This is a genomic window from Pseudomonas sp. PIC25, assembly GCF_002286785.1.
Taxonomy (GTDB): Bacteria; Pseudomonadota; Gammaproteobacteria; order Pseudomonadales; family Pseudomonadaceae; genus Pseudomonas_M.
Genome location: NZ_MUJY01000036.1, coordinates 27,048 through 52,804, shown reverse-complemented (window position 1 = coordinate 52,804; position 25,757 = coordinate 27,048). Strand labels below are relative to the sequence as shown.

At 63.7% G+C, this 25,757-nt stretch carries 14 protein-coding genes (1 of these 14 only partly in view); 2 read left to right on the top strand and 12 right to left on the bottom strand.

The window, feature by feature from the left end:
• Nucleotides 1-475 precede the first annotated feature (475 nt).
• The 12 genes from BZL41_RS02585 to BZL41_RS27710 all read right to left on the bottom strand — a co-directional run bounded on the left by BZL41_RS02585 (nucleotide 476) and on the right by BZL41_RS27710 (nucleotide 12,629).
• Nucleotides 476-874, bottom strand: a complete 399-nt coding sequence (locus BZL41_RS02585) for a single-stranded DNA-binding protein (protein ID WP_095597858.1) — start codon at nucleotides 872-874, stop codon at nucleotides 476-478.
• Nucleotides 871-1,386, bottom strand: coding sequence for a DUF3158 family protein (locus BZL41_RS02580; protein ID WP_095597857.1), 516 nt, complete (start codon nucleotides 1,384-1,386; stop codon nucleotides 871-873). The genes BZL41_RS02585 and BZL41_RS02580 overlap by 4 nt, the downstream gene beginning before the upstream one ends.
• Nucleotides 1,383-2,156 (bottom strand): PFL_4669 family integrating conjugative element protein, encoded by a 774-nt coding sequence (locus tag BZL41_RS02575; protein WP_095597856.1) that lies wholly within the window; start codon nucleotides 2,154-2,156, stop codon nucleotides 1,383-1,385. The genes BZL41_RS02580 and BZL41_RS02575 overlap by 4 nt, the downstream gene beginning before the upstream one ends.
• A 194-nt stretch (nucleotides 2,157-2,350) precedes the next feature.
• Nucleotides 2,351-5,725, bottom strand: a complete 3,375-nt coding sequence (locus BZL41_RS02570) for a DEAD/DEAH box helicase (RefSeq protein WP_095597855.1) — start codon at nucleotides 5,723-5,725, stop codon at nucleotides 2,351-2,353.
• Nucleotides 5,726-6,188: 463 nt separating this feature from the next.
• Nucleotides 6,189-7,379, bottom strand: coding sequence for an STY4528 family pathogenicity island replication protein (locus tag BZL41_RS02565; protein WP_095597854.1), 1,191 nt, complete (start codon nucleotides 7,377-7,379; stop codon nucleotides 6,189-6,191).
• 2 nt (nucleotides 7,380-7,381) lie between these two features.
• Nucleotides 7,382-7,942 (bottom strand): DUF2857 domain-containing protein, encoded by a 561-nt coding sequence (locus tag BZL41_RS02560; RefSeq protein WP_095597853.1) that lies wholly within the window; start codon nucleotides 7,940-7,942, stop codon nucleotides 7,382-7,384.
• 12 nt (nucleotides 7,943-7,954) lie between these two features.
• A complete protein-coding gene (locus tag BZL41_RS02555) occupies nucleotides 7,955-9,634 on the bottom strand; it encodes a ParB family protein (protein WP_095597852.1) in 1,680 nt (559 codons plus the stop codon).
• Nucleotides 9,627-9,887, bottom strand: coding sequence for a hypothetical protein (locus BZL41_RS02550; protein WP_095597851.1), 261 nt, complete (start codon nucleotides 9,885-9,887; stop codon nucleotides 9,627-9,629). The genes BZL41_RS02555 and BZL41_RS02550 overlap by 8 nt, the downstream gene beginning before the upstream one ends.
• A complete protein-coding gene (locus BZL41_RS02545) occupies nucleotides 9,871-10,734 on the bottom strand; it encodes a ParA family protein (RefSeq protein ID WP_095597850.1) in 864 nt (287 codons plus the stop codon). The genes BZL41_RS02550 and BZL41_RS02545 overlap by 17 nt, the downstream gene beginning before the upstream one ends.
• Nucleotides 10,735-10,770: 36 nt before the next feature.
• The gene (locus BZL41_RS02540) at nucleotides 10,771-10,989 is read right to left on the bottom strand and encodes an AlpA family transcriptional regulator (RefSeq protein ID WP_095597869.1); all 219 of its coding nucleotides are present in this window, start codon (nucleotides 10,987-10,989) and stop codon (nucleotides 10,771-10,773) included.
• Nucleotides 10,990-11,437: 448 nt separating this feature from the next.
• Nucleotides 11,438-12,331, bottom strand: a complete 894-nt coding sequence (locus BZL41_RS02535; RefSeq protein WP_095597849.1) for a LysR family transcriptional regulator — start codon at nucleotides 12,329-12,331, stop codon at nucleotides 11,438-11,440.
• A gap of 88 nt (nucleotides 12,332-12,419) precedes the next feature.
• Nucleotides 12,420-12,629 carry a hypothetical protein gene (locus tag BZL41_RS27710; RefSeq protein ID WP_143518007.1) on the bottom strand — a complete coding sequence of 70 codons (210 nt, stop codon included), beginning with the start codon at nucleotides 12,627-12,629 and terminating at the stop codon, nucleotides 12,420-12,422.
• Between the two features lie 291 nt (nucleotides 12,630-12,920).
• Between BZL41_RS27710 and BZL41_RS02530 the strand changes: the two genes are divergently transcribed.
• A complete protein-coding gene (locus BZL41_RS02530) occupies nucleotides 12,921-13,886 on the top strand; it encodes an efflux RND transporter periplasmic adaptor subunit (RefSeq protein ID WP_371916470.1) in 966 nt (321 codons plus the stop codon).
• 101 nt (nucleotides 13,887-13,987) lie between these two features.
• Nucleotides 13,988-25,757, top strand: the beginning of a protein-coding gene (locus BZL41_RS02525) for a tandem-95 repeat protein (RefSeq protein ID WP_095597848.1). Its footprint extends 25,445 nt past the window's final position; 11,770 of the gene's 37,215 nt are visible here — the first part of the coding sequence; its start codon is at nucleotides 13,988-13,990; the stop codon falls past the right edge of the window.

Here is a 25,757-nt window from a genome sequence, read left to right as displayed (position 1 = left end):
GTGAAAGACTTTTTTGACGTGATATTGGCGTCAAAAAATTGATTTACAGGGTTGTTTGCCATTGATGTGCCATTGTTTGATGGCGAGTGGCTATTGTGAAGTGACTTGACCGCTTGGTTTGTTCGATAAGGAAAAAAATTCAAAATACTGGCGCCATTTATTTGTAAGCGAAGCGGCAAAACGGCCGTCGGACTTCCCTTTTCGATCACGGGATTTCCCGACGAACGGTGGCTGTTGGGGCGCTCTGGAATGGGCGTTACAGAGAATTGAAAGGAGAACTGATCGACAGTTTTGCTGGGCCTGGACGCGTCCTTGTTCACAGGGAGGGCATTAAAACGGTTTGTGTTCGGTATGCACGTGATGGAAGGCTGCCATCCTGTCTTCGTAACGTCCTGCGCATACGTCTGCAGGCACGCCCCGGCGCTGTTGCCCATGGGATAGCGCCGAGGCATGGCAACGGCCGTGCCCGCGGTTGCTATGGCGTGACCGGCTCGCTGTCGGAAGTCGTGGGTTTGGTAGCCAAGCTCACCGCATCGATTCGATAGGGCAGGATGCCGACACTGCGCGCATTGATCTTGTAGGTCGTGCGCTTGTTGTCGTCGTCATCCTCCCAGTCGTCGCGCTCTTCGCGACCGAACACCAGCACACGCATGCCTTTCTGGTAGAGCGTGCTCCAATGCTCGGCATCCCGGTGCCAGAGCTCGACCGGCGCCCAGAAGCCGCCGCGATCCTCGTAGCCGTCCTTGGTCGGCACGGGGTTGTCGAAATAGACATTCAGGCGCAGCAGCCGGCGTGGCTCTTCGTTGCCGTTGGGAAACTCGCGGTAGTCGGGCGCAGAGCCGATGTTGCCCTCGCCAATGAAAACGGTGCTCATAGAGACTCCTTGGGTTGGTTGACGCATCCATGGATACGCCGGTGGTAGACCGCCTCGGCCCGGACCACTTTGTTGGCGCAGTCCAGGGCCTGGCGGGCGATGGTGTGGGTAAGGCTGATCTGCATGTTCAAGACGATGCGCTGCAGCTCCAGCGCATACAGGTCGTCGAGCAGCGGCGTTGGGGTAGCGGGGTGGAGCATCAGGTCCTCCCACAGCGCCACGCCCATCCGGGAACGGTCCAGGTTGCGCCAGCGCAGAAAGGTCGTCCCTGCGCCAGTGACCTGCTGGGCCAGCTGCACCTCGAAGCGGTTGAAGGGCTCACGCTGCGCCTGGAGCAACACCCGGCGCTCCGCCAACAGCGCTAATTCGTCGCGTAGCGCCAGACATCGGTTGGCCCAGACCTCCAATGCCCCCTTACCTTTAAAAGGCTGTAAAAGGCCTTTTAGGTAGCCTGCGTGTTCCAGACGCTGGAAGTCCGGCTGTTCCAGGGGACGGAAATGTCGGGGCGTCATCGGGCGTCGTCCTCGTCGGCGGGTTCCACGGATTCGTCGTCTGATGCGGTCTCCACCTCTGCCGCAGGTGTGTCCGCGCTGGCAGCGTGATCCGCGCGCAACCCGGAACGGCGGACCACCGGCGGTGCGAAGCGCGAACGCCGGGTGCCTTCCAGCACGTCCTGCGGCAGCGGTCCGTACTTCTCCAGCGCCTGGCGGGCGGCGGCATTGTTTGCGGCGAAGTCGTCGCGCTGCGTGCCGGAGTACCGATACCGCTGCGCCAGGGCGAACAGGCTGCGCAGCGCATGGGCGCCTTCCCGCAGCCAGCGATCCAGGGTGCCGCGGTCGATCAGGGCAGTGTGGTGGGCCAGAATCAGGCGTCGCGCCAACTCGTCGTAGTCGGCCAGCAGATACACGGCCATGAAGCCGAGCTGGGCATTGACGAACAGTGGCAGCTTGATCGGTTGGACGTTGAGGTTCTCGCCCAGGCTGAGCGCGGCCGGCACATCGGCCAGCGCCTGATCGACTTGCTCGCGCAGCGCTTGCAGCCGCGCTTTGGTGTCGGCCAGCTTCTCTTCGATGCGCAGCATCCACCAGTCGGAGTAGGGATCGTCCTGCTCGGCGCCACGCTTCATCTTGTTCATCAGACTGATGAAGCCATTCAAGCCGATGATGCCGGGGCGGCCTTCCGCCGGCGGGCGGCCATGCCAGATGCGCGAGGCGTGATGGGTGTGCAGGGTCAGCGCCATCGCGCTGCGCAGGGACCCGAGGTTGAGTTGCAGGTCGGCCATGGGCGGGACTCGTGTCGGTAAACGAGTCGCCACCATCGGCCCGCCAGGGAAGGCTGTCAGTCGATAAACCGCGGCGCGCCGCCGCCCGATTCAACGGCTCCGGGGCGCGTCGGGCAGATTATGCCCCGGGTATAATCGTCGGGCCTTCCAGGAAAGGCCACTCCATCAGCGGGCCGGAACCACCGCCGCACGGCTCATGACAAGGAGCGCTCCGTCGAGCCGATACGCCGGACCGGCAGCGCGTCGCGCAACGGACGGAAGTAATCCAGTCCGCCCCATTGCCGCGCATCGCCCAGCACGTAGAGGCGGCACTTGGCCCGGGTGATCGCCACGTTGAGCAGGTTCGGCTTACCCGCCGCCCAGGCGCGTGCGCCTGCGCCCTCCGCCCCGGGCGCCGTCCCCAGCATCAGGAACACGATGTCGGCCTCCTTGCCCTGGAAGGTATGCACGGTGCCGCAGTCGATACCGCTGAAGCCCGCCTGCTTGATGCGGCTCTTGCAGGCCTGAGCGATCTTGCGGAAGGGCGAGATGACGAACACCTTGGCTCGGGTGTCCGCCTTGTCCGGCGAACCCGACAGAATCATTGCGGGCGTCTGGCGCAATTGCTCCAGGCAGGCGAGCAGGTGGTCGATTTCGTCCTCGGACACCGGGTGCTGGACGCAGCTGGAGCGGATGTCCAGCCAGGCGCTGTCGCCCAGCACACAGGTGAAGGCCGTGGGCTTGGGACGCCCCTGGGCATCCACCCGGCCCTGCACCATCTGCCCGGCATAGGCGATCTCGTTGGCGACCGAGAACATCGGGTCGTCGCAGCGGCGATGCGTGCGCAGCGGCATGCCGGTCCACAGACGCTCAGGCGCGTTGCCCTGGGACGCATCGGCGGCCAGTTCGACCCAGGAGCCGAACGGGGTGATGCGGTCGGCGAGCGTCTGCACCGACTCGTCGACCGGCGACCAGATGGGCGCCACCGCGTGCCGCTGGCGCAGGTCCTCGGCGAGGCTGAGCGGCACGGTGAAGACCGGCTCGATCTGCAGCGGGTCACCAACGATCACGGCCCGGCGGCTGCGCCAGATCGCGCCGGCGGCCGATTGCGGTGTGGCCTGGCCCGCTTCATCCAGTAACAGCCAGCCCAGGCTGTCCTGGCCCATGCCGAGAAACAGGCGGTCGAAAGAGGCGAGGGTGGTGGACACCACCGGCACGACGAAGAAGAACGCCTCCCACAGCAACGGCCGCTGCTCGATCGGCAGCTTGTCCCGCAGCGTGCCCATCAACATGCCGTTCACCGCGCGCAGGTTGCCGATGAACTTGCCGGCGTTGGCCAGAATGGTGAGCCGGTGCAGCTCCATCGCCTGCAGGAAGATGCGGGCGCGCAGGTGGTCCAGGGCCGGGTAGGCGGCCACGCTGGCGCGGTGGCGCTCCTCGCTGGGCCGCCCCCAGAGCCGGTTGTCCGGAAAGTGCCGGGCGCCCAAGGCGTGGCCGGCATCCAGCGCTTTCTGGTGGCGCTGGAGTTCGTTCTCCAGCTGCGTGTGCTGGGAGGACAAGGCCTTCAGGTGCTCGTGGCCACGATCCAGCTCCGCGCGGGTCAGGGCCACTTTCTTGGCCTGCTCGGCGAAGGCCGAGGAGGATTCGGCCAACTGCCTGGCCGGCTCCTCCAGGGCCTGGCGCAAGGCGGCCATGCGCGCCGTCTCTCGCCCGAACAAGGCCTGCAGGCGATCCCACAGGCTCGGCCGCAGGGCCGCTTGCCGTTGGGCCAGCAATGCCTGATGCGCCTCGAGCATGGCGCGTTGGCTGGACAGCACATCCTGTTGCCGGGACAGGGTGCGCGCGCGTTTGGCGACATCCTTCGAGGCCCAGTCGATTTCCGCTTGGAGCGCATGCAACCGCCTAAGCCCGGCCTCCAACTGGAGGGCGGCGTGCTCGGCGCGTATCAACGTGTCGCGGTGTTGGTCGAAGTCCGACAGCAGTTCGAGAAAGCGGCGTTTGGCGGCCTGCCATTCGTCCTGGTAGCGCTGATAGTCATTTTGGGACGCCGCCTCCAGCAGTTGCTTCATCGACGGCGGCAGTGCAGCCGTCACGGAGGAAGGAGTTGCCGGTGCGTCACCGGACTCGTCCGTCGTCGCTTCCGCCGCGTCGCCGGCATCCTTGGCCACCTCGGTGCGTGGGGTGTATTCGTCGCGGAAAAAGCCTTGGGCGAACGAGCGGCGGTTGCCTGCATTGCCCAGCGCCGCCGCCACGACGCCCCAGCCCGCCAGTGGCTTCTCGTCGTCGTCGAGCACCTTCTGGGCCTTGAAGATCTCGTCCATGACCTCGGCGAAGTAGCCGACGAGACCGTACTCGCCGGCGATCTTCTTGCGGGCCGGCAGTTCCTGCGTGATGTTCTTGACGGCGTTGTTGTTGGTGCTGGCTACCACGATGGAGGTGCCGGCGACCACCGAGGCCTTGAGCGGGTAGAAGTTCTTGCCGGCGACGCTGACCTTCTCCTCGAACAGCGCGACGGGACGTTCGAGGGCGGCGATCTTGCGGGCGCGCTCGGTGACGATCTCGGCGATCACATCGCACAGCAGGGTGGTCTTGCCCGTTCCTGGCGGTCCATTGACCCCGATGACACCCGGGGATGTTCCCAGGGTATGGAGTACCTCCGCCACGGCGGCCTGCTGCGCCAGGACCAACGGATGTTCGGAGGCGGCGGGCCAGCGCGCGCGGGGCAACCGCGTGGCGCTCACCAACTGACCCATGGCGCCGTGCTGCACCAGGATGTCGGTCCGTCGCTCGTTTGCCAGCGCCTGTCCCAGGTAGGCGTCCAGGGCCTTGCCGAAGGGCCGGCCGGCCTTGGCCTGGACGATCAGACGGTCCAGGTCGTCCAGGTAGAACGAGTTCAGGAAGTCCGTCGCGGCCTGCAGGTTGTCGCTCAGGTAGCGGCGCTTGACCCGGCTGGTGCGCACGACGATCCGCCAATCCAGCGCCGCGTCGTCGGCCGGATCGCCGAGCAACTGACGCACGCGGTGCAGTTCGGTATCCAGCTCGTCCCACGTCAGCGGTGTGGTGGGACGTTCCTTGCCAGTTGCCTCCGTCGATTCCGCTTCGTCGATATCGGCGAGCCGATGGCAACGCTGGGCGAACTCCTCCTGCGCACGCGTCAGACGCGCGTTGATGTTCTCCAGCGAGCCGGTCTGGCGCAGCGCTTCCACGCCGTGGGCGAAGCTGGCCGCCAGGTAACTGTCGGGCTTGGGGCAGCCGTGCTCATCGACGACGAAGGCGGCCAGCCAGCCGTTACCGGTGGCGCGCTGACGCTCCCGCTCGCTCAAGTCGCGTTCCGGAAACAGAGCCTTCAGCAAAAGGCGCGACAGGTCCTCCATGTCGGCAACGCCGAGGTAGACGACGTGCACGTAGCCGTGCGTTTCGGTCGGTGCGAAATCGACGCGCTGCCAGGGCAGGTGGGCGCCGCGCCGGAGCGTGGTGATCCTGGTCTGCTCGGTGGCGTCCCGCTTCGAGGGGGCGGTCGGGATGTTGAAGACTTCCAGATCGCGCCAAAAGCTCAGGACGCGAAGGGACTCAGTGGCCGGATTGCTCAAGATCGAACTCCATGAAAGTAAATCGGCGCGTTCCCTGCGACTGCTTGAGCCCTTACCGATCCTGATGGTGACGGTGGAAATGAGCCTCGATCATAGCGCCCCCGGATCGCTGCGGACCATGCGATGGTCCGCAGGACGGTGGGCCGATTATACCCGGGGCATAATTGTTGGCCGTTCCAACCTGAAGTGCTGCGAAGAGTCTTCAGGTCGCCCGCCGACAAGGCCTTCTCGGAATTATACCCGGGGTATAACGCTGTCGATCCGCCGCCGGAGGCGCGGGAGGCTGCGCCGCTCCGCCGGATATTGCCCGGATCGTGCGATGCTCCCGCAGGGCAATGGGTCGATTTATACCCGGGGTATAATTGTCGGCCCGTCCCATGCTGTTCCAGCCTCGGTGCTCCGAAGGGCCGTTCCGACAAGGTCTTCTCGAAATTATACCCGGGGTATAACGCTGCCGATCCGCTCATCGGAGGCGCAGGAGACTGCGCAGTTCCGCGAGATGCCGCTGGACCGCGACCGGATCGGCGGGCTTGGGCGGTGGTGGCGCTGTGGCCTTGGCTGGCGGCGCTTCCGACGGTGCACGGGGCGCAGGCTGCCCGGCCCAAGCCTTGAACTCCCCCCGAATCGCCTTCTGGATGATGCCGAACAGATAGCCGGCCGGGTTGCGCACGGGGCCGCCGTCGCAGCGGGCCGCCCATTCATCGACCACCGCCTGACGCAGCGCCGGTTCGACCTGCCGCAGGGTCACCAGGGCCCCGGCTTGCTGTTCGTCCTTCAACGCCAGAAAACGCGGCGGCAGGTCCAGCTCAAGCGTGTCGTGCGTGCGCGGTACAGTACGTACTTTTTCTTTATTACTAGTACGTACTGTACGGTCCTGCTTCGGATTCCGAAGCGCCTTGTCTGGCGCGGGTTTGCGGTCCACTTCGGATTCCGAAGCCGGCGCTGCGGCATTCCGAAGAAGGCTGTCTTCGCCGTCTTCGGATTGTCCTGGCGCCGGCGGCTGTGGATAACCTTCGTCGGTGCTGCCGTACTCGCCTGCCAGCCGCTGGGCCAGGACCTGGATACGGGTGGGCAGGGTGCGGCCACTGAGCAGCGGGTCCTCGCCGATCTCCTTGAGCGTATGCGCGCCCACGCGTTGGATGGCCTTGCTGGCATGGGTGAGCGCCTGGCTGACCAGCCCCAGGTAGTCCGGATCGAGTTGCATCGCCTCGAACGGCGTCAGCGGCTCGTCGTGAAGCACATAGAGATTGCCCAGGATGCGCCCGGTCCTGGGATCGCGGCGGCGGCGCACCAGGCTGAGCCAGCGGGTCAGCCGTAGCAGGGTGAGGGCGCGGGCCACGGTTTCATAGGAGGCATTGGGCGTGCAGGGCATCGACGCCAGATACGGACGTAGCGCGTCGTAGGTGGGAAACGCGGTGATGCCATCGTCGGCGAGCAGCAAGCGGAACACCTGCCAGGCATTGCGCTCCAGCGGTGTCAGGCGCGTGTCCAGGAATAGCCTGCGTGGTACGGTCTCGTGGCGGTTGCCACTGAAGAGAAAACCATCGTTGCGCAACGTGCCGCTGGCCACCGTCGGGACCTGTCGGGCGGCGGCGTCGAGCAGCGTTGTCAGCGCCACCGGACCCTGGCTTGCATCAGATCCGGGTGCCGCCATGGCTATACCATGCCCTGGTCGATCCAACTCCGAAGGGTGGCCCAGACGACCGACATGGGCACGTGGAATTCCTCGGCCATGTCCATCGCCAGTTCGAGCATGGCCATCTCGTCATCCAGGGCGATATCGCGTTCGGTCCGCGCCTGTTTCCAGTACGACCACAGGGCGCCGTCCTGTTCGTCCGTCAGGGCCGGATACCGTCCCTTGCGTCGCGGCAGGCCGAGAACCGCCCGGCGCAGCGCGATCTCCTGGTGGGCCAGCCCGAAGTACTTGCTGACCATCTCGGTGCTGGCGCCCAGGCGCAGCATGCGGTCGATGGTGGCGATCTCCTTCTCGATGTCGTGCACCTGGCACAGGAGCCGGCGCAGCACCGGCTTGTTCACTTGCACCGAGCACCAGCACACCGTCGCATTGAGCAGCACGCTGATCAGTTTCGGATGCTTCAGCGCTTCGAGATCGCGGTCGTCGAAGCCAAGGTTCTTGCACCGACGCAGTTGTCCGTTGCGCAGATCATGCAGGGCCTGGGTGAGCACGGCTTGATTGAGCGGATGCGGGTCCGACATGGGTGGTTGGCCTCATGTGGGGGCGGAGGGAGAGGGGCTCACGCCTGCTTCCAATTCCAACAGCCGGCGCGTGAGCCGCAGCAGGCGAAAGAACTTCACCAGGCCGGTGTCGCTGAGGCGGTCCGACAGCGGATCGTCGCCGCGACCGTGCAACAGCGGTCCCAGGGTGTGTTCCAGGTGCATGGGTTCGGCTGGTTCTGGCACGGAATAGGCCGCCTCGCAGCCGTGGCTGAGCGCATCCAGCAGCATGAGAACGGCGCGGGCAATGAACGGCAACCTTTCCACCTCCGGTGCATCGACCCGGCAGGTAAATCCCAGGCCGTGGCCAGTCACTTCGACCTGGACGGCCTGACCGGCTTCCTCGGCGATCTCCTGGGCGAACTGCGCGATATGCACCCGCAGGGGATCGGGGGCATCCAGGCCCGGCTCGATGTACCAGACGTCGGAGATCGGATACAGCCCGCCGGCCTGCACGGGAATGGCTTGCAGCACATTGGCTTCGAAGCTGGGCAGCGGGTCGCCCAGTTGTTCGGCGACCAGGCGCTGGATCGTCTGCAACCGGTCCGTGGTGGGCGCGGGCGAGACAATGTGCTCCCGCAGCGGATCGGTATCGCCGGTGGTGGGAGCCGGCGTGGGCGTCGAAGCCGACTCATCTCCCTGCGTCGTGGACACTGTGACGGGCCGTGACGTCGACTCGGCAGGCGAGGGCGATGGCGTCTGGTCAGAAGTAAGAACGGCGGAGGGCGGCAGGGGCGCTGCATGCTGCGGAGGCTCCGGCGAGGGTGGCGTCGGCTCGCTGGTCAGCACCCTATGGCTGACTTCGCTCTTCTCGATGTCCAGGCTCAGCACTTCAAAATCGACCTGCAGACGATCGGCGAGCTGCCCGACCAGTTCGTCCTGCACCCGCTGTACCGCGAACGTGTCCGGCGTGCCGTCGAATAACGCCAGGACGTCATGAAAGAGCCCTTCGAAATCGGTCTCAGGATGTGCGTCGGTGGCATGCTGTTTCCAGGCGCGCTCGCCGGCTTTGCGCAACGCCGCCAGCCGTTCGATCTGATGACGGCCCAGGCCGCCATAGAGCAGGTTCGGAATCGCCGGCAGCAGGTACTGGACGGCGTCGCGCATACGGCTGATGTGCGGTTGCTGGATCGGAAAGCCGTCGGCCGTCAGACGCCGGGCGAGTTCGGCCTGGGTCAGGGGATGGCCGATTTCCTGCTCATAGAGTTCACGGGCCTTTTCCACGCCCAGCGCACGCTCGATGAAGGTCAGGCTGCCGTGCAGCTCGTTCTCAGCCAGATGGCCAGTGAGTGCGATGATCTCGCCGCGTGCCGTCCAGGGCCGGAACAGGCACGGGATGCGGAAGAAGCGCTCGTCTTTCGTTTCGCTCCATAATTCCCGCAGGATCGACAGCCGGGTGTTGCCGCCGTTGCGGATGATGTACCAGGACTCGCCGGGGCGGCGGGTGATCGACGGCGGCGCGTCCAGGCCGCGTTCGAGGATGGACGCCTTGATCTCGTCGTAGAGCCGGTTGCGCGTGACACGCGGGTTGTACTCGTAGGGGCGCAACTTATCCAGCGTGACGACCATCGGCGTATCGGCAATGGGATCGCTCAGCGCCTCGACCTCCGGACCCGTGGGGGTAAAGCCGTCGGCCAGCAGCTTGTCGGCCATGTCCTGGGTACGGTCAGTCATGCCGAGGCTTCCTTCCCTTGGGGCCGGTCGCTGAGTTGGCGTTCTGTTCCGCGCGACGCAACCGCGCCATCGCATTGCGATCCGCGCGGTGATCGCTGGCGGTGGCACTGGTATAGACCGAGGGCAAACCATCCTTGGTGAATTTCAGATGGCCGCCCTTGGTCCGCGCGACATGCCAGCCTTCGCTCAGGGCGAACTCGATCAGTGGCCGCAGGCGTGGGTGCCCGCGATACAGGTCACGCGGGGTGGGCATGCGGCATGCCTCCTCGCGGTTTGCCCTTCACATCGGCGAGCTGCGATTGCCATTGCGGGAACAGCTCGCAGGCCAGCGCGCGGATCGTTTCCAAAGCCGCCGGCGCGACCCGCCCGGTCGGGCGCCGGTACTCCACCCGGTGCACGGGCAGCCCCCGGGTTGCGGCACGTGGGTAGGCCTCGCCAGCGGGAATGGCCGTGTCCAGCACGTGCACGCCGGCGTGATCCCGGAATATCTGATGCAAGGCCTGCTGGACCGCCCGTGCATTGGCCGAGACCGGATGCACGCGGTTGATGAGCAGGTGCAGCGCCGGCAGTGTGATGCCGAGTCGGCTAAACGGCGCGATGTCCTCGATCAGCTGCAAGGTGCCGCGGCGCAGCTCGCGGGCGGCGAGAATCTCCGGCGTGACCGGCGACAGGGCCAGGTCCGAGGCCAAGACCGCCATCTCCAGCAGCACGCTGCGCGCGCCCTGGGTGTCGATCAGCATCAGATCGTAGTGCGGGGCGAAGACCGGCAAGAGGTTACGCAGCCGCAGCCGCCCATCCGGCGCGTGCAACAGCAAGGTGCTCAGTTGCCCGCGGTCGTCGTTGGACAGCACCACGTCCAGTCGCTCGACACAGGTGTGCGAAACCAGGCGCTGCCGGTCCTGCTCGTTGAGCGCCAGCAACTCGTAGATGCCGCCCGGCGCGCGGTGGGCGAGGGTGAAGTAACTGGACAGCGTGGGCTGCACATCGATGTCCAGCAACAGCACCCGCAAGCCGGCGTCGGCGAGAAACCCGCCCAGATTGGCGGCGGCAGTGGTCTTGCCCACGCCGCCTTTGGTCGAGATGATCGAAAGCACCCGCATGGCGCCGCTCCTCGAACGAATGGGATGTGGGCTGCGTCAGTGGCGCTGGTTGCGTCGTTCGTCGATCCACTCATGAATCTCGAGCGAGTCCCAGCCGACCGCGCGGGGACCGATGCGGAAGCATTGCGGGAATTCTTTCTTCTTCATGAGGTTGTAGATGTGCGAGCGTTTAAGGCCGGTCAGGGCTTCGACCTTGGGCCGGCGGTACACGCAGCGCTCAACGGGAGTGGCGAGGGGGAGGATTTCCTGAGACACGGTGATCACTCCTTGACGCTCGGTGGCATCGGTCTGGGGAAGAGGCCCCAGTGATAGGTCGATACCCACGTTCAAGTACATTGAAAATATGGTCTCGCAGACGGCACTTTTGTTCTTGCGATGCCGTTTCAATCGTGCCGCCGGTCGGTCGTCGTATGGAGTCGATCTGAGTCAGCCGTTTGCTTCGGGGTGGCATATGGATTGACGGGACCGATTCGGTCCGGTGTTGTAACTGCTGCGATGAGCCGAAAGCCTGATCCAGACGCTCGGCCCCAGCAGGCAAGAGAATCCACAGAGTGCCAGTGGCCGGGAACTCAGTTTCCAACCCAGGCATTGGCGGTATTCGTTCATACCGATCACGTCATCCTGTGCGACATAAAAAATATCAAGGAGCTGAACAATGCCCGGTGCAATGCCGCAGCGGATGACCGGCGAAGGGGCTTGCCGCTCAGGATTGGCTGGCACCGACGGCCTTGGCCCGATCGATGAACTTTTGCACGTGCTGAGGTATTGGCCTGTCGGAGTAAACGATGTAGGTCTTGATGTCGGAGAAACGGTCATCGACCGGTCGTATCACCACATCGGGCCGGGTATGCGTCGCTATCTGGGACTCCAGGCCAAAGCCAATGCCATAGCCGGCGGCCACCAACATCATCATGGACTCGTGGCCGGAGGCATATTCGGCGACGGTTGGCGAGAGCTTGGTTTCATGGAGGCAGCGATTGATCAGCATGTGGCCGCCCGCGCACTGGTCCGGATGACAAAGGATCAATGGATAGCGAAGCGCTTGCTGCAAGGAAACATGACTCGACGCCAGCAGCGGGTGCCGCGCCGGAATGGCCACGGCAGGCCGATCGGTCCAGACCTCTTCCTTGGCGTAGCCGGGGCTCAGCTTGGGGTACAGGGTGAAGCCAGCGTCGATTTCATCGTTGCTGATGGCGTTCAGCATCTGGAAGACCGTCATTTCGCGAAGCCGGATTTCCGTATGGGGATCTTCCTCCCGGTACTGTGCCAGAAGGGCGGTCATCTGCGGTTGAGCCAGGCTATCGGCGATGCCGACACGCAAGAGGCCCCGATAGCCCTTCGCCGCGGAAGCTACCCGCGAACGCGCGTTGTCCAGCGCCGATAACAGACGGCGCGACTCCTCCAAGAGCACCTCGCCGGGCCAGGTCAAGGTGTTGTTTCCCCGGCGGCGGTGAAACAGCTGTACGCCGAGGTCGGCTTCCAGATCCTTGATGGCGCGAGCCAGGGGGGAGGGTTCGATGTGAATGCGGGATGCGGCCCGAGCGACGCTTTTTTCCTCTGCCACGGCGACAAAGTAGCGAAGACGGCGTAGTTCCATGGAGTCAGCTCCCTTTTGCTGTAGGCGAATCCAACGGCGATTCCTTGCCTGTCAAAACGGTGCATGGGTCCCTGGATTTTGATATCGCTCACACGGCGATTCCCGCCATGGCGGGGCACGCCAGAATGGCGATGCACCTTCCTCGTGTAGGGCTGTGGTTTGCTTGTTTCAGCGGGCGCAGCCCGTAGCTGGCTGCAACGTGCTCGCTTTGACCGATCGCGGCTTGAAAGTTCTGATCTTTTGGGAAGTTGAGACGCATTTGGAGTCTTGGTTGTGCGGGTTTATTGATCCAGATCAATAAACTCTTCTGGTTTGTGCGTCGTGTCACTTTGTGTGGGCTGCAGGTCGTCGAGCCGTCGAGATGAGCCCGGGTACTACGCCATTGCCTGCCGCAACCGCTGTCGTTTCGAGAGCGGAATACCCAGCGTGCGATGCTTCACGCTTGTAAGCGATGTTCAGCAATTTGTGTTGATGACATTACATTGACATCGGTATAACTGCCCGCCATTGAATTGGGGGAGCGGATCCTGCGCCAGGATGCTGCGAGGATGAGTGCGTGGTGACGCACCGAAAGTGCTGGGAGGGCACTATGGGCATGGTTGCTCAAGGGGGAAGGATGGGGTCGTGTAAGGGTCAGCCGGTGCGTTTTTTCGCTTCACTCAAGCGAAAGTCACGGAAACCGGGTGGTCCAAGGTCATGCAGCGCTCGACGCTTGGCCGTGACGACGTGGCTCCAGGCCTTTCTTGCCTGCTGTTGTCTTGGAAGTATCTCACCCACATACGCCTTCAACTGCTTGATCGAGCCGAACCAGACGGTCGATCTGGGCACGCCCATCACAGGCCTTTTGGCTCAGGTTCTCGTCAGTCGAGCGGACCGAATCAGCGAAGGCCAGGTCCTGGCCCATTTGGAGTCGAACGCGGAGATTGCCGCAACGGAGCTGGCTCGCTTCAAGTCGGAGCAAGTCGGTCCTACGCAACTCGCCAAAAGCAAGATTGAGTTCGCCCAGCGCAAGTTCGGTCGCCTGCAAGCCATGGCAGAGGAAAATCTGATGCCGGCTCAGCAGAGTGATGACGCCGAGGCCGAGCTGCGCCTGGCCGAGGCGGAGCTGAAAGTCGCGTCCGAGAACCGCCAGCTCGCCAAGCTTGAGCATCAGCAACAGCGCAGCCTCCTTGCCTTACGAACGATTCGCAGTCCATTCAACGGCGTCGTTGTCGAGCAACTGGCCTTTGCCGGCGAGGTCGTGGAGCCGGGGGCCGGAAAGCGAGGCATCTTGCGGGTCGCCCAGCTCGATCCGCTGCGTGTGCAGGTGGTGATGCCGAAAACCACCTTTGGCCAGATCCATACCGGCATGAAGGTCGATGTCATTCCCGAGCTTTCTTCCAAGGAGCGCTATGTCGCCCAGGTGCGCTCGGTCGACCGCCTGCTGAATGCCGCCAGCGGCACCTTCGTCGTGCTCCTGGAACTGCCCAATCCGAATCTCGAAATACCCGCAGGCGTGACCTGCACGGCGCGTTTCCCTGCCCCCGTCGGGGAGGGTGGCGCGTCTCCTCCGTAATGGAATGAACCTTCGAATCCAAGAGCAATGGCCTCTTCAAGCCCCATTGCTGGTCATTTTTCAACGTCTTTTCCCCTGATGTTCTCTCTGGGAGCCCTGATATGAGCAAGTCTGCAGATCGTCAACGTATGGGCGAGCGTTTCGCCTTGTCGCCCTTGGCTTCGATTCTCGGCAGCGTTCTTTCGAACTACCGTCGGTCGCGCCAGGAACGCTTGGCGGCTCAATCGTCCGGGGCCAATGGGGAGACCGCGCAGGGGCCCGGCGTCCGCTTCGAGAGCTTGGAACCGCGCGTCTTGCTCTCTGGCGACGTCAATCCGGCTGCCATGGTAATTGAAGGAGAGCTGGCGGTTCCGGGGGAGAAGACCCAATACGAATTCACGGTCGAGGAGTCGCACCGGGTCGTCTTCGACAGCTTGACCAATCGCAGCGATCTGAACTGGAAACTGGAAGGACCCACAGGTCAGATCACCAGCCGAAGCTTCAGTAGCACGGATGATGGCTCTGCCGGCTCGCCGGTTTTCGAACTGGCACCGGGTACTTATCGGATCACCGTCGATGGGCAGAACGACGCGGTGGGGGCATATGCCTTGCGCATCATCGATGCGGAGGCTGCGGCCGACCTGGAATTGGGCTCGGAAGTAAAAGGCACTCTCGACAGCGGCAACAAGTCCGCCGTCTATCGTTTCACGGCTACTGCCGGAGACCAGCTTTATTTCCAGTCCGGTTCGACTTCGGGTGGCGGAGCGAGCTGGCATCTGATTGATCCTTATGGCCGTCAGGAGGACAGCACCTATTACCTCTCTTCGGACCGGGACACCTTCAGCCTGAAGTACAGCGGGGAATATCTCTTCGTTTTGGAGGGGCCCGTTTACAATTCGGCGCCGGCCGACTACGAATTCACACTGCACAAAGTGCCCGACAGTAAAGCAGACCTGTCGCTGGACACCGTAGTAAGCGCGCGTATCGACCAGATCGGGCAAGTGGCTCAATTCACTTTCGAATTGTCCGAAGACACTCCGGTTCTCTTCGATTGGCTCACCCATGCGAATGTTCGCTGGACGTTGACCGGGCCGGAAGGCACCAAGGCCTCGAACGTGAGCAGCTCGACCGCGGTTACCCGTTATGCCGATGGGCTGGGCTGGCTTCGGTTGTCGGCGGGTGCCTATTCGTTAGCCATCGATCCCTCATCGTTGAGAGCGACGGGCGAGTTCCCGTTCCGGTTGCTGACCGGCGCATCGGCCCAATCGCTCACGCTGGGTAGTGAAGTCGCCGGGACGCTTGATCTTGCGCGCGGAACGGCGCTCTACAAGATGTCACTGAATGCCGGCGAGCGTGTCTTCGTGGAGGGACGTTCCCTGGCCGGCGGGGCGTTGTCCTGGCGGCTCGTGAATCCATTCGGAGTGCAGGTGGCGTCCAGTGATCTGATGACGGCGGATAGTCCGTTGACCGTCGACACCACGGGCGAATACTGGCTGGTGATGGATGGCGCGGATGGTAACACGGTCGATGCGACGGTCGATTATCGATTCGCCGTCAACAGGGTCCCGGATGTCATCTCCTCCTTGGCCCTTGGCGAAGTGGTTTCCGGCAACGTCGAGACAGCCGGTCAAGCCACGGTCTACGCGTTCGAACTGTCGGCGGCCACTCAACTGGCGTTCGATTCGCGTACCAATCGCTCCGATCTGGTGTGGTCGCTCCTCGGGCCGCGTGGCGAGGAGGTGGCGCGGCGCCGCTTCGATCGGAGCGACGCGGCCTCGGCCTTGAGCCTGCTGAACCTGCCGGCTGGTAGTTACCGTCTGGTGGTGGCCGGCACCGGGAGCGCAACCGGTGCCTACTCGTTCCGTCTGGTGGATCTGGCGACCGAGCCCGCCATCAATCTGAACACCGAGATCGCGGGGACTCTCTCTCCGGGGAATGCGGTACAGGGTTATCGCTTCGAAGTGGCCGCAGGAGACAGACTGGCCTTCCAATCGAATGGCGTCAGCGGCGGCAGCGCTACGTGGCGACTGATCGATCGCTTCGGCCGTGACGTCGACGGCTCCAACAATCTCGCCACAAACCGCGCCGCCGTGACGCTGAAGACCGCCGGAATTTACACGCTGCTCGTCGAGGGGCAGGTGGGTAATGTGGCGCCGGTCGATTACAGGATACAGCTCAATGCCGCGGGCAATGAGCCTCAGCCCGCCTTGCCGGAGGGGCAGGAGCTGGTCCTGGGGACCGTGGTGGCCGGTACCCTGCCATCCTGGGATGCGACACAGACCTATCGCTTCACCTTGGCTGCGGACACCTTGCTGGTCCTGGACACCCGGAATCAGTCCAGCAGCAGCGCCATTTGGTCCCTGGTGGGGCCACGGGGAGCGGAGGTCGAGCAACGGTCGCTGTACAGCAGCGATGGAAGTTACGGTTACCCGGTGTTCAACCTGCCTGCCGGCGATTACGCCCTGACCATCAAGGGCGCGTCGTATTCCGGAGGGCTGAGTAACAGCGGCTCCTATGCGTTCCAGGTGCTCGATGCGGCAGCGCTGCCCGCCCTCGAACTGGGTCAGCAGATGACCGTGACGCGCTCACCGAGCAACGCCACGCTGGGCTACCGCTTCGAGGCGACGGCCAATGCCACGGTCGTTCTCAACTGGAGCGATAGTTCCTCCAGTTCACGGTGGACCCTGGTCGACCCCTATGGCCGCAAGGTCGCGTCGGTTGACAGCGACAGCGTCGGCACCTCGTTCGTCCTTCCGGTGACCGGATCGTATACGCTGCTGAATGAAGGGGATTACTACGCTTCCGGTAGCAGCAATGTCACGTTCACACTGGGGCAGCAGAAGCGGACCGTCGATTCGCTGGTCATGAATGACCAATTCGGCGGTGTGCTCGATGATCGATACAGCCTCGCCGAATACACCTTCACGCTGAACTCAGCCTCGACCGTCGTGTTCGATGCCTTGAACAACGAGCAAGGCAACGCTGAGAACCTGCAGTGGATGCTCAAGGGGCCACTCGGCACCGCGGTGGGTTGGAGCTCGCTGACCCAGGATGCGAACAGCTACGCGCTTGCGCCGGGCAAATACACCTTGCTGCTGCGTAATACCAAAGATGTCTCCGCCAGTTACCGGTTCCGCATGATCGATAGGGTGGCGGCCGTCGATCTCCTCCCCGGCACGCCGATCAGCGACACGATGCCTGCTGGCGAATCCCGACTCTATCGGTTCAATGCCAGTGCCGGGGAGCGGTATTACTTCGATGGCCTGAACAACTACTACGCGACCAATGAAGCCGTCCGATGGTCGTTGATCGATCCCTTCGGACGTGTCCTGCGTAGCGGTGAAACCTCCTACGACCAGCCGGATATCGTTCTGGACGCCAGTGGCGAATACCTGTTGGCGCTCTTTCCGGCCGTAACGTCCAATTCCCCGGCCACCCAGCCACGCGCGGTCAAGTTCAACCTGCAGCCGTACACCACGTCGACGGCGGTGTTGGCCCTGAACCAGGACGTCAACGGGGAAATCGCCACGCCTGGCGAAATCGTCAAATACAGTTTCACCTTGACCGCCCCGACGCGCCTCTTGATCGAGACCGGGAACGGTCAGAATCTCGGCTGGAGCCTGAGCGGCCCCCGAGGCGGCGAAGTGAGCAACCGCGGCTTCAACGGGTGGCCGCGCTTTCTGGATTTGCCGGCAGGGAACTATGACCTTTCCGTTTCCGCAAGCGACTTGCGTACGGAAAGCTTCAGTCTGCGAGTGACTGATGTGGCTTCCTTGCCTTCCCTTGCCGTGGATACGGAAACCGAGCTGGAGCTCTCCGCCGCCCGAAATGGGCAAACCTACAGGGTTGACGTGACCGGCCCCGTGGAGCTGATCTGGGACGACATCGGCGAAGCCAACCCATGGGCCGGTTGGACGCTTTACGATGCCTCCGGCGAATGGAAAGCGGGGGGCAATACACAAGGAGACTCCTCTCCCTTCTTGCTGGCGTCGGGATCCTATTACCTGGCGTTGAAAGGGGACGGCACCGACACTCAACGCTATCACATGGCGTTGCGCCAACCCTCCATCAAGACACTGCCCCTCGAGTTGTCCAGTCTGGTGAGCGATGCCCTGGATCGGCCCGCGCAAGAGAACCGATACACCTTCGACATCGAGGCGCCGACCACGGTGTTGTTCGAAGGGTTGAGCGCGGACAGCGACCTTTTGTGGGAATTGCTTGGGCCGAACGGCACCCTGCGCAGCAGCGACTTCACGATAGACCGTGCGGCAATGCAGCTGGCGGTGGCGGGAACCTATACGCTTCGTGTCTATTCGCGCAGCCATGCGGCGAGCGCGTTGCGTTTTCGTCTGCTCGATCTCGGCGCCCTGACCACCGAATCTCTCGATGGCTCGAAATCCGCATCATTGGGCGATGATCGGCGCACGCTCGTTTACGCCTTCGAAGGAAGCCCTGGCGACTACCTGGCGTACCAGCCTGGCCCGCTGGACGAGGGGATGGCCCTGCAGGTCGCTCTGCTGGACGCCAGCGGAGGCGTCCTGGGGTGGCAGGATGGTCGCCATGGCTACAACCAGGCGATTGGCACGGCGGGGCGGTATTACCTGGTGGTGCAGGCGGGTCTGCCTGTCCCGGCGGATACCGACCTGAGTTTCACGGTGAACCTGGCACGCGATCAGGAGCACGCGCTGTTACTCGGTGAAAACAACGACGGACGCCTGGCGGCGGCCCAGGTGACCGATACCTGGACATTCTCGTTGGCGACCAGACAACGCCTGGCGCTCAGCGGCCTGACCGATCGCTTCACTTGGTCGCTCGCCGATGCCCAGGGCAACGCGCTCGGGTACTCGGGCAGCCAGGGGCTGCCGGCCATTCTCGACCTGGCGGCTGGCACCTATCGCTTGGTGATCACGGGCAATACGGGACGGAATGAGGTTCCCGGCCAATATGCTCTGCGCTTGAGCGATGTGGGTAGCGCCTCTCGCCTGGCCGATGCCACGGCTACTGCCGGCGCTCTGACCGGACCCAGCGACATCGGACTGTATCGTCTGGAGGCGCGGGCGGGAGAACAATGGTACGTAAGTGCGCAAGGCGAGGGTGGCCGGGTCATGGTCATTGCCCCGAACGGCCAAGTCGTGGGGGCTTCGGACACCGCCGTGTCTTTCAACACCGGTTCCACGGCGGGCGAGTATTGGGTGTTGGTCGACCACGCCGCTGCCTCTCTGGGAAGTGTCAGCTACACGCTGACCGCGACCCTGGCCCGCGAGGTCATGCATGACGCCAACGTCGGAGACGTCGTGAGCGGCGGACTTGCCGCGCCCTACGACTACCACAGCTATCGTCTGGATCTTGCCACCGCCAAGCGTCTGCTGGTGGTTTCGGAGGGCAGCGAGAGTGGCGTGCGCTGGCGCATTGCGCCTGCCGGTTCGGGGCTGGGTGGGGCGGGTTGGCGGTATCTGAACGACGGCACCCTTCCGGTCGACGCTACGCTTCTCCAGGCGGGCGATTACGTCCTGACGTTCGCCAGTGACAATTCCGCTGGAGGGGCCTACCGGGTTCGGCTGCTCGATATGGATGCGCCAGCCCTCGCTTCCGAGGGCGCGCAGGGGACCTTGACGGACAGTCAGCAAGCGGTGGCCTATGCCTTCGACATAGTACAGCCTGGCCGAGTCAGCGTGGCTCTGGCAGCGACCAACGCCGCCGGGATGGCATGGTCGCTCTATCACAATGGCACCACCCAACTGAATGCGAGCAGCGGAGCGTCCCGCGATACCGGCGAGCTCGAATCCGGGCGTTACGTACTCGTGCTCTACCGCAGTGGCGATGCGAGCAGTGCTGAGCCCGTTGGCTACGAAGTGGCTGTCCGGCCGATCGTTCCCACCCCTTTGAACGTGGGTGAGGTGGTATCCGGCAGTTTCCCCTTGGCGGGCAATGTGGCCGAGTACGCGTTCAATCTCACCGAGCCCACATCGCTGCTGTTCGATGCCTTGCAGGGCAATGCCGACTTCAGCTACCGGCTCGTCAACGCCCTTGATGGGCAGTACGTATCCAGCGCCTCTTTCGCTTCGGATACGAGCCAGTGGAGCCGCTTCATACCGGTCGAGGCGGGCGCTTATCGCCTGATTCTTTCCAGGCCCACCACGAGCGGGGAGGCGGCGGAAGCGCCTTTCGCCTTCCGCCTCATGGCCCGGCCGCAGACAGTGGAACATGAGCTGGCATACGGCGAGGCGCAACAGGGTACGCTCATGCCGGGTGCCCAGGCCGTAGGCTATGCCTTCACCGCACGGGCGGGGGATCAGATCGCCTTGACGATGGACGCCATCGAAGGGGGCCGCATCCGCTGGCGGTTGATCGATTCAGCCGGATACACCCGGTCGGAGTCCGATGGAGCCGTGTCCGAGATTTCGATCAATGCATCCGGACGCTACCTGCTCTTGTTGGATGGCTACCTGGGCAATGCTCAGCCTTTGGATTACCGCTTCGTCGTTGACCTGGCGCGGCATGTGGATACGCGGCCGGAAGGGGAAACGCTGCAGTTGGGAGCGGCGCTGTCCGTCGCGATACCCGCCAAAGCGAACACGAGTTTCCGGTTCAGTGTCGCTTCCGCGGGTTGGTACTCCGTTTCAGGCAAGACGGCGGATGACCGCTACCTGCCCTGGAGTCTGCAAGGCGTGCAAAGCAGCCTGACGTCCGGATCGTTTGATATGTCAGGAAGGTATGCTCGCTCGATCTGGCTGGAGGCAGGCGACTATGCCCTGACAGTGAGCAACAGCAAATACGGAACCGAGGCCAAGGTCGAGTTACGCGTTGAGGACGAGGCGCACGCGCAGGTCGTACAGCCAGGGAGCGATATCGTCCCCACCGGTGCGCGTCTGTACAAGGTGAGCCTGGCCGCCGGGGAGACGATCTACATGCGCTCCCCCGGTAATGCGAGCTGGCGGCTTCTGGGGCCCAACAGCACGCTCAGCTGGATCTACGCCAACGATGAAAGCTATCGCGCCTATACGGCTTCGCGGGCTGGCGAATACTTCCTCTGGCTTTCCGAAGCGTACGCATCGGTGCCGACCGATGCGCGGCTCGAATTGCGGGAGTGGCGTGAGCGGGTGCTCCCCATCGAGCTTGGCAACCGGGTTGCAGGGACTGTCGATGCGACGGTCACGGACAGCTACCACTTCACGCTGACCGAAGCGCATCGGGTATTCCTCGATCCTTCGCGGCTTCAGGGAGCGATGTCCTGGTCGCTGACAAGGGATGGCGAGCCGGTGAGCGCGGGGAGCTGGGAGGATGCGCGGTCCGCTTCCCGGAACGGTCCGCTGCTCGATCTCGACGCGGGGAGTTATGTCCTGACGCTGAAGTCGGAGAGCTGGAACGGGTCATCCTATGCGCTCGAACTTCGTGACCTGAACGCGGCGTCGGCTATCGCGCTGGACGCCGATACCACGGTGGGAGGCGCCTCCACAGGCGTGGCGCAACTCTTCCAGTTCGACGCCAAGGCAGGGGACAGCTTTGTCTATCTGCCGCGCAGTGTCGATGTCGCCGGTGCGTTCCACCTGTTGGATCCGGCTGGCCAGGCGTTTTTCCTGTCCAACAGCCTGGATGACTGGTACACCTTCCGCAACCTGCCGAGTACTGGCACCTACACGCTCATTTGGGATACGGCCTGGTATGAGGATGCTCCGGCCGATCAGGTGTTTGCGGTGCGTATCGCCACACCGTTCGCCACGCCGGCGCTTCCCGCTCTCGGTGAAGCGGCAACCGGGTCGCTCGACGCCGATGGCACTCTGCGCTACCGCTTCGAGACCAACGGGCCGGTTCAGTATTACGTTGATCTCTTGAATCCGGCTTCCGTCAGTGGATGGGAGGTCTGGGACAGTCAGGGGAGCCGGATTGCCTCGGGTCATGCCTATGCCCCCGAAGCCGGCCTCCTGGCCCTCGATGCGGCGGGTCAATACACGCTGGTATTGAAAGGGACACCCTTCTCCGAAGAGCAGGTCAGTATGCGCCTGCTCGATCTGGCGGCGGCCATCGAGGCCGACGCCAATGGCGCGGTTCAGGTACAAGTGCCGTCCGGCGGCACCGCGATCGTCGCCGTGAATGCCTCGCAGGCCGACAGCCTGGTCTATGGGCGTGCGAACGGCTCCGGGACTGGCATTCGCCCTGTCGTCATCGATGCCAATGGAAACAGGATCGACGGTGGCAGCGGGGCGAACGGTCTTTCCGTTTTGCGCGACCTGCCTGCCGACGGCAGGTATTACCTTCTCGCGGACACGGATTTCGATTCGAGTGTTTCATCGACCCCGCTGGATCTGGTCTTCCGCGCCGTTGCTTCGGCATCCATCAGACCGTTGACGCTGGGTTCGACGGTGACCGATGCACTGGCCGGGGACGGCACGCTGCGTTACCGGCTCCAGGCGGATCGAGACGGCCTGTTGTGGCTGGACCTGCTGAACGGCCGGGAGGGAGGCTGGTATCTCGAGGATCAGCAGGGTAACCGGCGCATCAGCGGGACCATGTCCGATTCGAACGGCACTTTGATTACTGTCCAGGCGGGTGAAAGCTATACGCTGGTATTCGCGACCGACACAGCGCCTGCGCCAGATGACGTCGTCACCTTCCAATTGCTCGAGCTGGCGCAGGCCGCCTTGCCGATCGTCCCGGCTCAAGTCGTCGAGGGCACCCTGGAGCCTGGTTCCGGCTCCCGCGTCTACCGGTTCAGCGCCCTGGCAAACGAGAGTTTCAGGTTCATTCCCCAGTCGGCCAGTTCCGAGAATGTGCGCTGGACGCTCTATAGCAACAGCGGATCATGGAAAGCGTCCGGCGATTTTGGTGTTGCCTCGGACCTTGTCAGCCTCACGGGTGAGGGGGCGGGCACTTACTATCTGGTGATCGATGGCCTCGACGAGGCCGCGCCTGCGGTTTCCTACAGTTTCATTGCCAGTCTCAACGAGGTGGCCTTCGATACGGTCTACAGCGGCACGGCCACTGCCTATGCGCCGACGAGCTATCACCTGCGCCTCGATCAGCCCGGCGTACTTGCCTTCGATGCCCGCAGGACCAGCAGCGGCGGTACCGCTGACAACTACGCCTATTGGACATTGACGGGTGCGAATGGCCAGATCTTCTACCAATCGCTTTACCAGAACGGGCGCGATCCCATTACCGTATTGCCGGCCGGGGACTATACGCTGCGCGTGTTCAGTACGCACACGTGGTACTCGTTGCCTTACGAGTTCCGAATCCTGACGGCGGGCGCTGCCGAGACGTTGACGCCAGGCACTTCCATCAGCGGCACCCTGAGCCCCGGCAATGCCACCCAGCTTTATCGCTTCGATGCGACAGCGGGCGATACGTACTATCTCCGTAGCCAGCAGGCGATTTCAGGTTACTGGCGCCTGATCGATCCGCAAGGCAACACCCTCGTCAGTCAGTGGCGATCGCTGGATCAGGTCAAGCTGGACCTCACCATGACCGGTACCTATCTCTTGGCCATCGAGGGCGACAGCTCCCGCACGACGGCGCAGGGTTATGCCTTCTCGATGGTCCAGGCCGAGGATCGGGGCGATATCGTTCTCAACACCACCCAGAGCGGCACCCTGAACGGGAGCGCGGTCGTGCGTTACGCGCTACACCTCGATCAGGCCGCAACCCTGGTATTCGATAACCTCAATACCAGCGGAGACGTGCGCTGGCGCCTGCAACGTTCCGACGGCGTGGTCTTCGACCAGTCGATGCTGAGCAACTATGACGCCCATTCGCGCCTGGCGGCGGGCGATTATGTGCTTACCCTGGACAACCCGTCTGCCACCGCCGTGCCGTACCTGTTCCGTGTCCTCGATGCGAGTGCCGCGGTGGCCATCGTGCCCGGCGCTCCGGTCAGTACGGTCCTGACACCGTCGAATGGCGTGCAGTTGTACCGGTTCGAAGCGACGGCGGGTGAGCGCTATTACTTCGATGCGCTCACGACTCGCTCCGAGCTCATGGACACCAGTACTTCCCATGGCGTGCCGCGCTGGACATTGCTCGATCCGTCGGGACGGGTGGTTTTATCGAGCACCATGGGCCAGAGCCGTTCCGAGTCAATCTGGGATTCGAGCGCTGGCAGGTGGCGCTATCGCGACCTGTTCACCGGCTACGACCAGGAACCGCAAGCCTTGAGCATGAGCGGTACCTATACGCTGCTGCTGGAGGGACTCAACACCGAAACTCGGCCGCAAGCCAGCGTCGCGTTTAACGTGGTCAAGGTACCGGACAAGGCGCCAATCATTCTGGACAGCCTGGTTGTCCGCCCGGCGCCCGACCTGGCGGTCAACAGTCTCACCCTCGATCCCTCGGATAACCTGTTGACCGGTCAGGCGGTTCAGGTCCGCTGGGTCGTCGAGAACCGTGGTGTCCAACCGACGACCACCCAGTGGAACGACCGGATACTGGTACGCAACCTCGATACCGGCGCCCTGGTCGCCAACCTCACCGTGCCGTATGACGCCCTCCAATCCGGCAGCATCGCCGTGGGCGAAAGCCGCACCCGCAGCGCGGTGGTGCAATTGCCCGGCGGCGTAGCCGCGGCGGGCCGGCTCGCATTCACGGTGATCACCGACGCGGACAATGTCATCCGTGAAGGCAATGCCACCGGTACCGGCGAGGGCAACAACGCCCTGACCGCGGAGGTGGATGTGGCGCTGGCCGCCTATGCCGACCTCGTGGTGGAAAACCTGGCGTTGACGCCGGACGGCAATTATCAGCCGGGCCAGGCCGTCGAGGTGACATGGACCACCGCCAACCGGGGAACCCAGGCGGTCGAAGAGGGGTGGAGCGAGCGTCTCGAAGTGCGCAACCTGTCCACCAACGAGCTTGTGGCCACGGTCACCGTTCGCGATGAGGCTTCCGCCGGCCCGCTGGCCGTCGATGCCCAGCGTGAACGCCGTGCCCAGTTCGCGTGGCCAACGGGCGTCTCGTCGTCCGGCCAGTTCTCCATCCGCGTGCTGGCGGACAGCGCCTCCGAGGTGGTCGAAACCAATGCCTCGGGCACCGGGGAGAGCAATAACCTCACCGAGCTGCGCCGCAGCGCGGGTCCCGACCTGCAGGTGCGCAACCTGCGGATCGATGAAGGAACCATCCAGGCCGGCGGCCTGGTGACCGTGCGATGGGAGGATTGGAACCTCGGCAGCAGTGCCACCGGCAATGCGTTCGATGACCGCATCGTCGTGCTCAACACCACGGGCAGCATCACCCTGCTCGATACCAGCCTGGCCTACGATCCGCTGCAGATCGTCGAGGGGCAGCTGCTCGGCGCCATTCAGCCGGGGCAATGGCGCGAGCGGAGCTTCACCTTCCGTTTGCCCGATGGCCTGAAGGGGGCGGGGGACATCAGCATCTCGGTGACGGCCGACCAGAATTCAGCCGGGTTTGGCGTGCTGTTCGAAACCAACCTCAACAACGACGCCGAAACCAACAACGGCGCCAATACCCGCATCGTCTCGGCTGCCACGCCCTATGCCGACCTGCGAATCGATGAGGTCGGCGTGCCCGCGACAGGTGTCGGCGGCGAGTCGGTGACGGTCAATTGGACCGTCTCCAACCGTGGCCAGGCGGCCACCACAGGGGATTGGAACGACCAGATCATCCTGAGTACCGACGCGATCATCGGCAACGCCGACGATGTGGTGATCGGCACCGTCCGCCACAGCGGCGGCCTCGCCCAGGGAGCATCCTATTCCCAGACTGCGACCCTCCGCGTCCCCATGCGTCCGGAAGGCCGCTATTACCTGGGCGTGCGCACCGACACCGCCAGCGAAGTGCTCGAGCCCGACACCCGGTCGGATAACGCCAGCCAGGCCAGGGCCATCGACTTGGCCGCCGCGTACGCCGACCTGCGCGTCGTGACGCTGAGCGCGCCGA

Bases quoted from the DNA above. Each gene is read 5' to 3' on its own strand.
- BZL41_RS02545 (WP_095597850.1), bottom strand. From the start codon at position 10,734: ATGCGGGTGCTTTCGATCATCTCGACCAAAGGCGGCGTGGGCAAGACC.
- BZL41_RS02550 (WP_095597851.1), bottom strand. From the start codon at position 9,887: ATGCCCACCCCGCGTGACCTGTATCGCGGGCACCCACGCCTGCGGCCA.
- BZL41_RS02560 (WP_095597853.1), bottom strand. From the start codon at position 7,942: ATGTCGGACCCGCATCCGCTCAATCAAGCCGTGCTCACCCAGGCCCTG.
- BZL41_RS02530 (WP_371916470.1), top strand. From the start codon at position 12,921: ATGGGCATGGTTGCTCAAGGGGGAAGGATGGGGTCGTGTAAGGGTCAG.
- BZL41_RS02535 (WP_095597849.1), bottom strand. From the start codon at position 12,331: ATGGAACTACGCCGTCTTCGCTACTTTGTCGCCGTGGCAGAGGAAAAA.
- BZL41_RS02565 (WP_095597854.1), bottom strand. From the start codon at position 7,379: ATGGCGGCACCCGGATCTGATGCAAGCCAGGGTCCGGTGGCGCTGACA.
- BZL41_RS02585 (WP_095597858.1), bottom strand. From the start codon at position 874: ATGAGCACCGTTTTCATTGGCGAGGGCAACATCGGCTCTGCGCCCGAC.
- BZL41_RS02555 (WP_095597852.1), bottom strand. From the start codon at position 9,634: ATGACTGACCGTACCCAGGACATGGCCGACAAGCTGCTGGCCGACGGC.
- BZL41_RS02575 (WP_095597856.1), bottom strand. From the start codon at position 2,156: ATGGCCGACCTGCAACTCAACCTCGGGTCCCTGCGCAGCGCGATGGCG.
- BZL41_RS02580 (WP_095597857.1), bottom strand. From the start codon at position 1,386: ATGACGCCCCGACATTTCCGTCCCCTGGAACAGCCGGACTTCCAGCGT.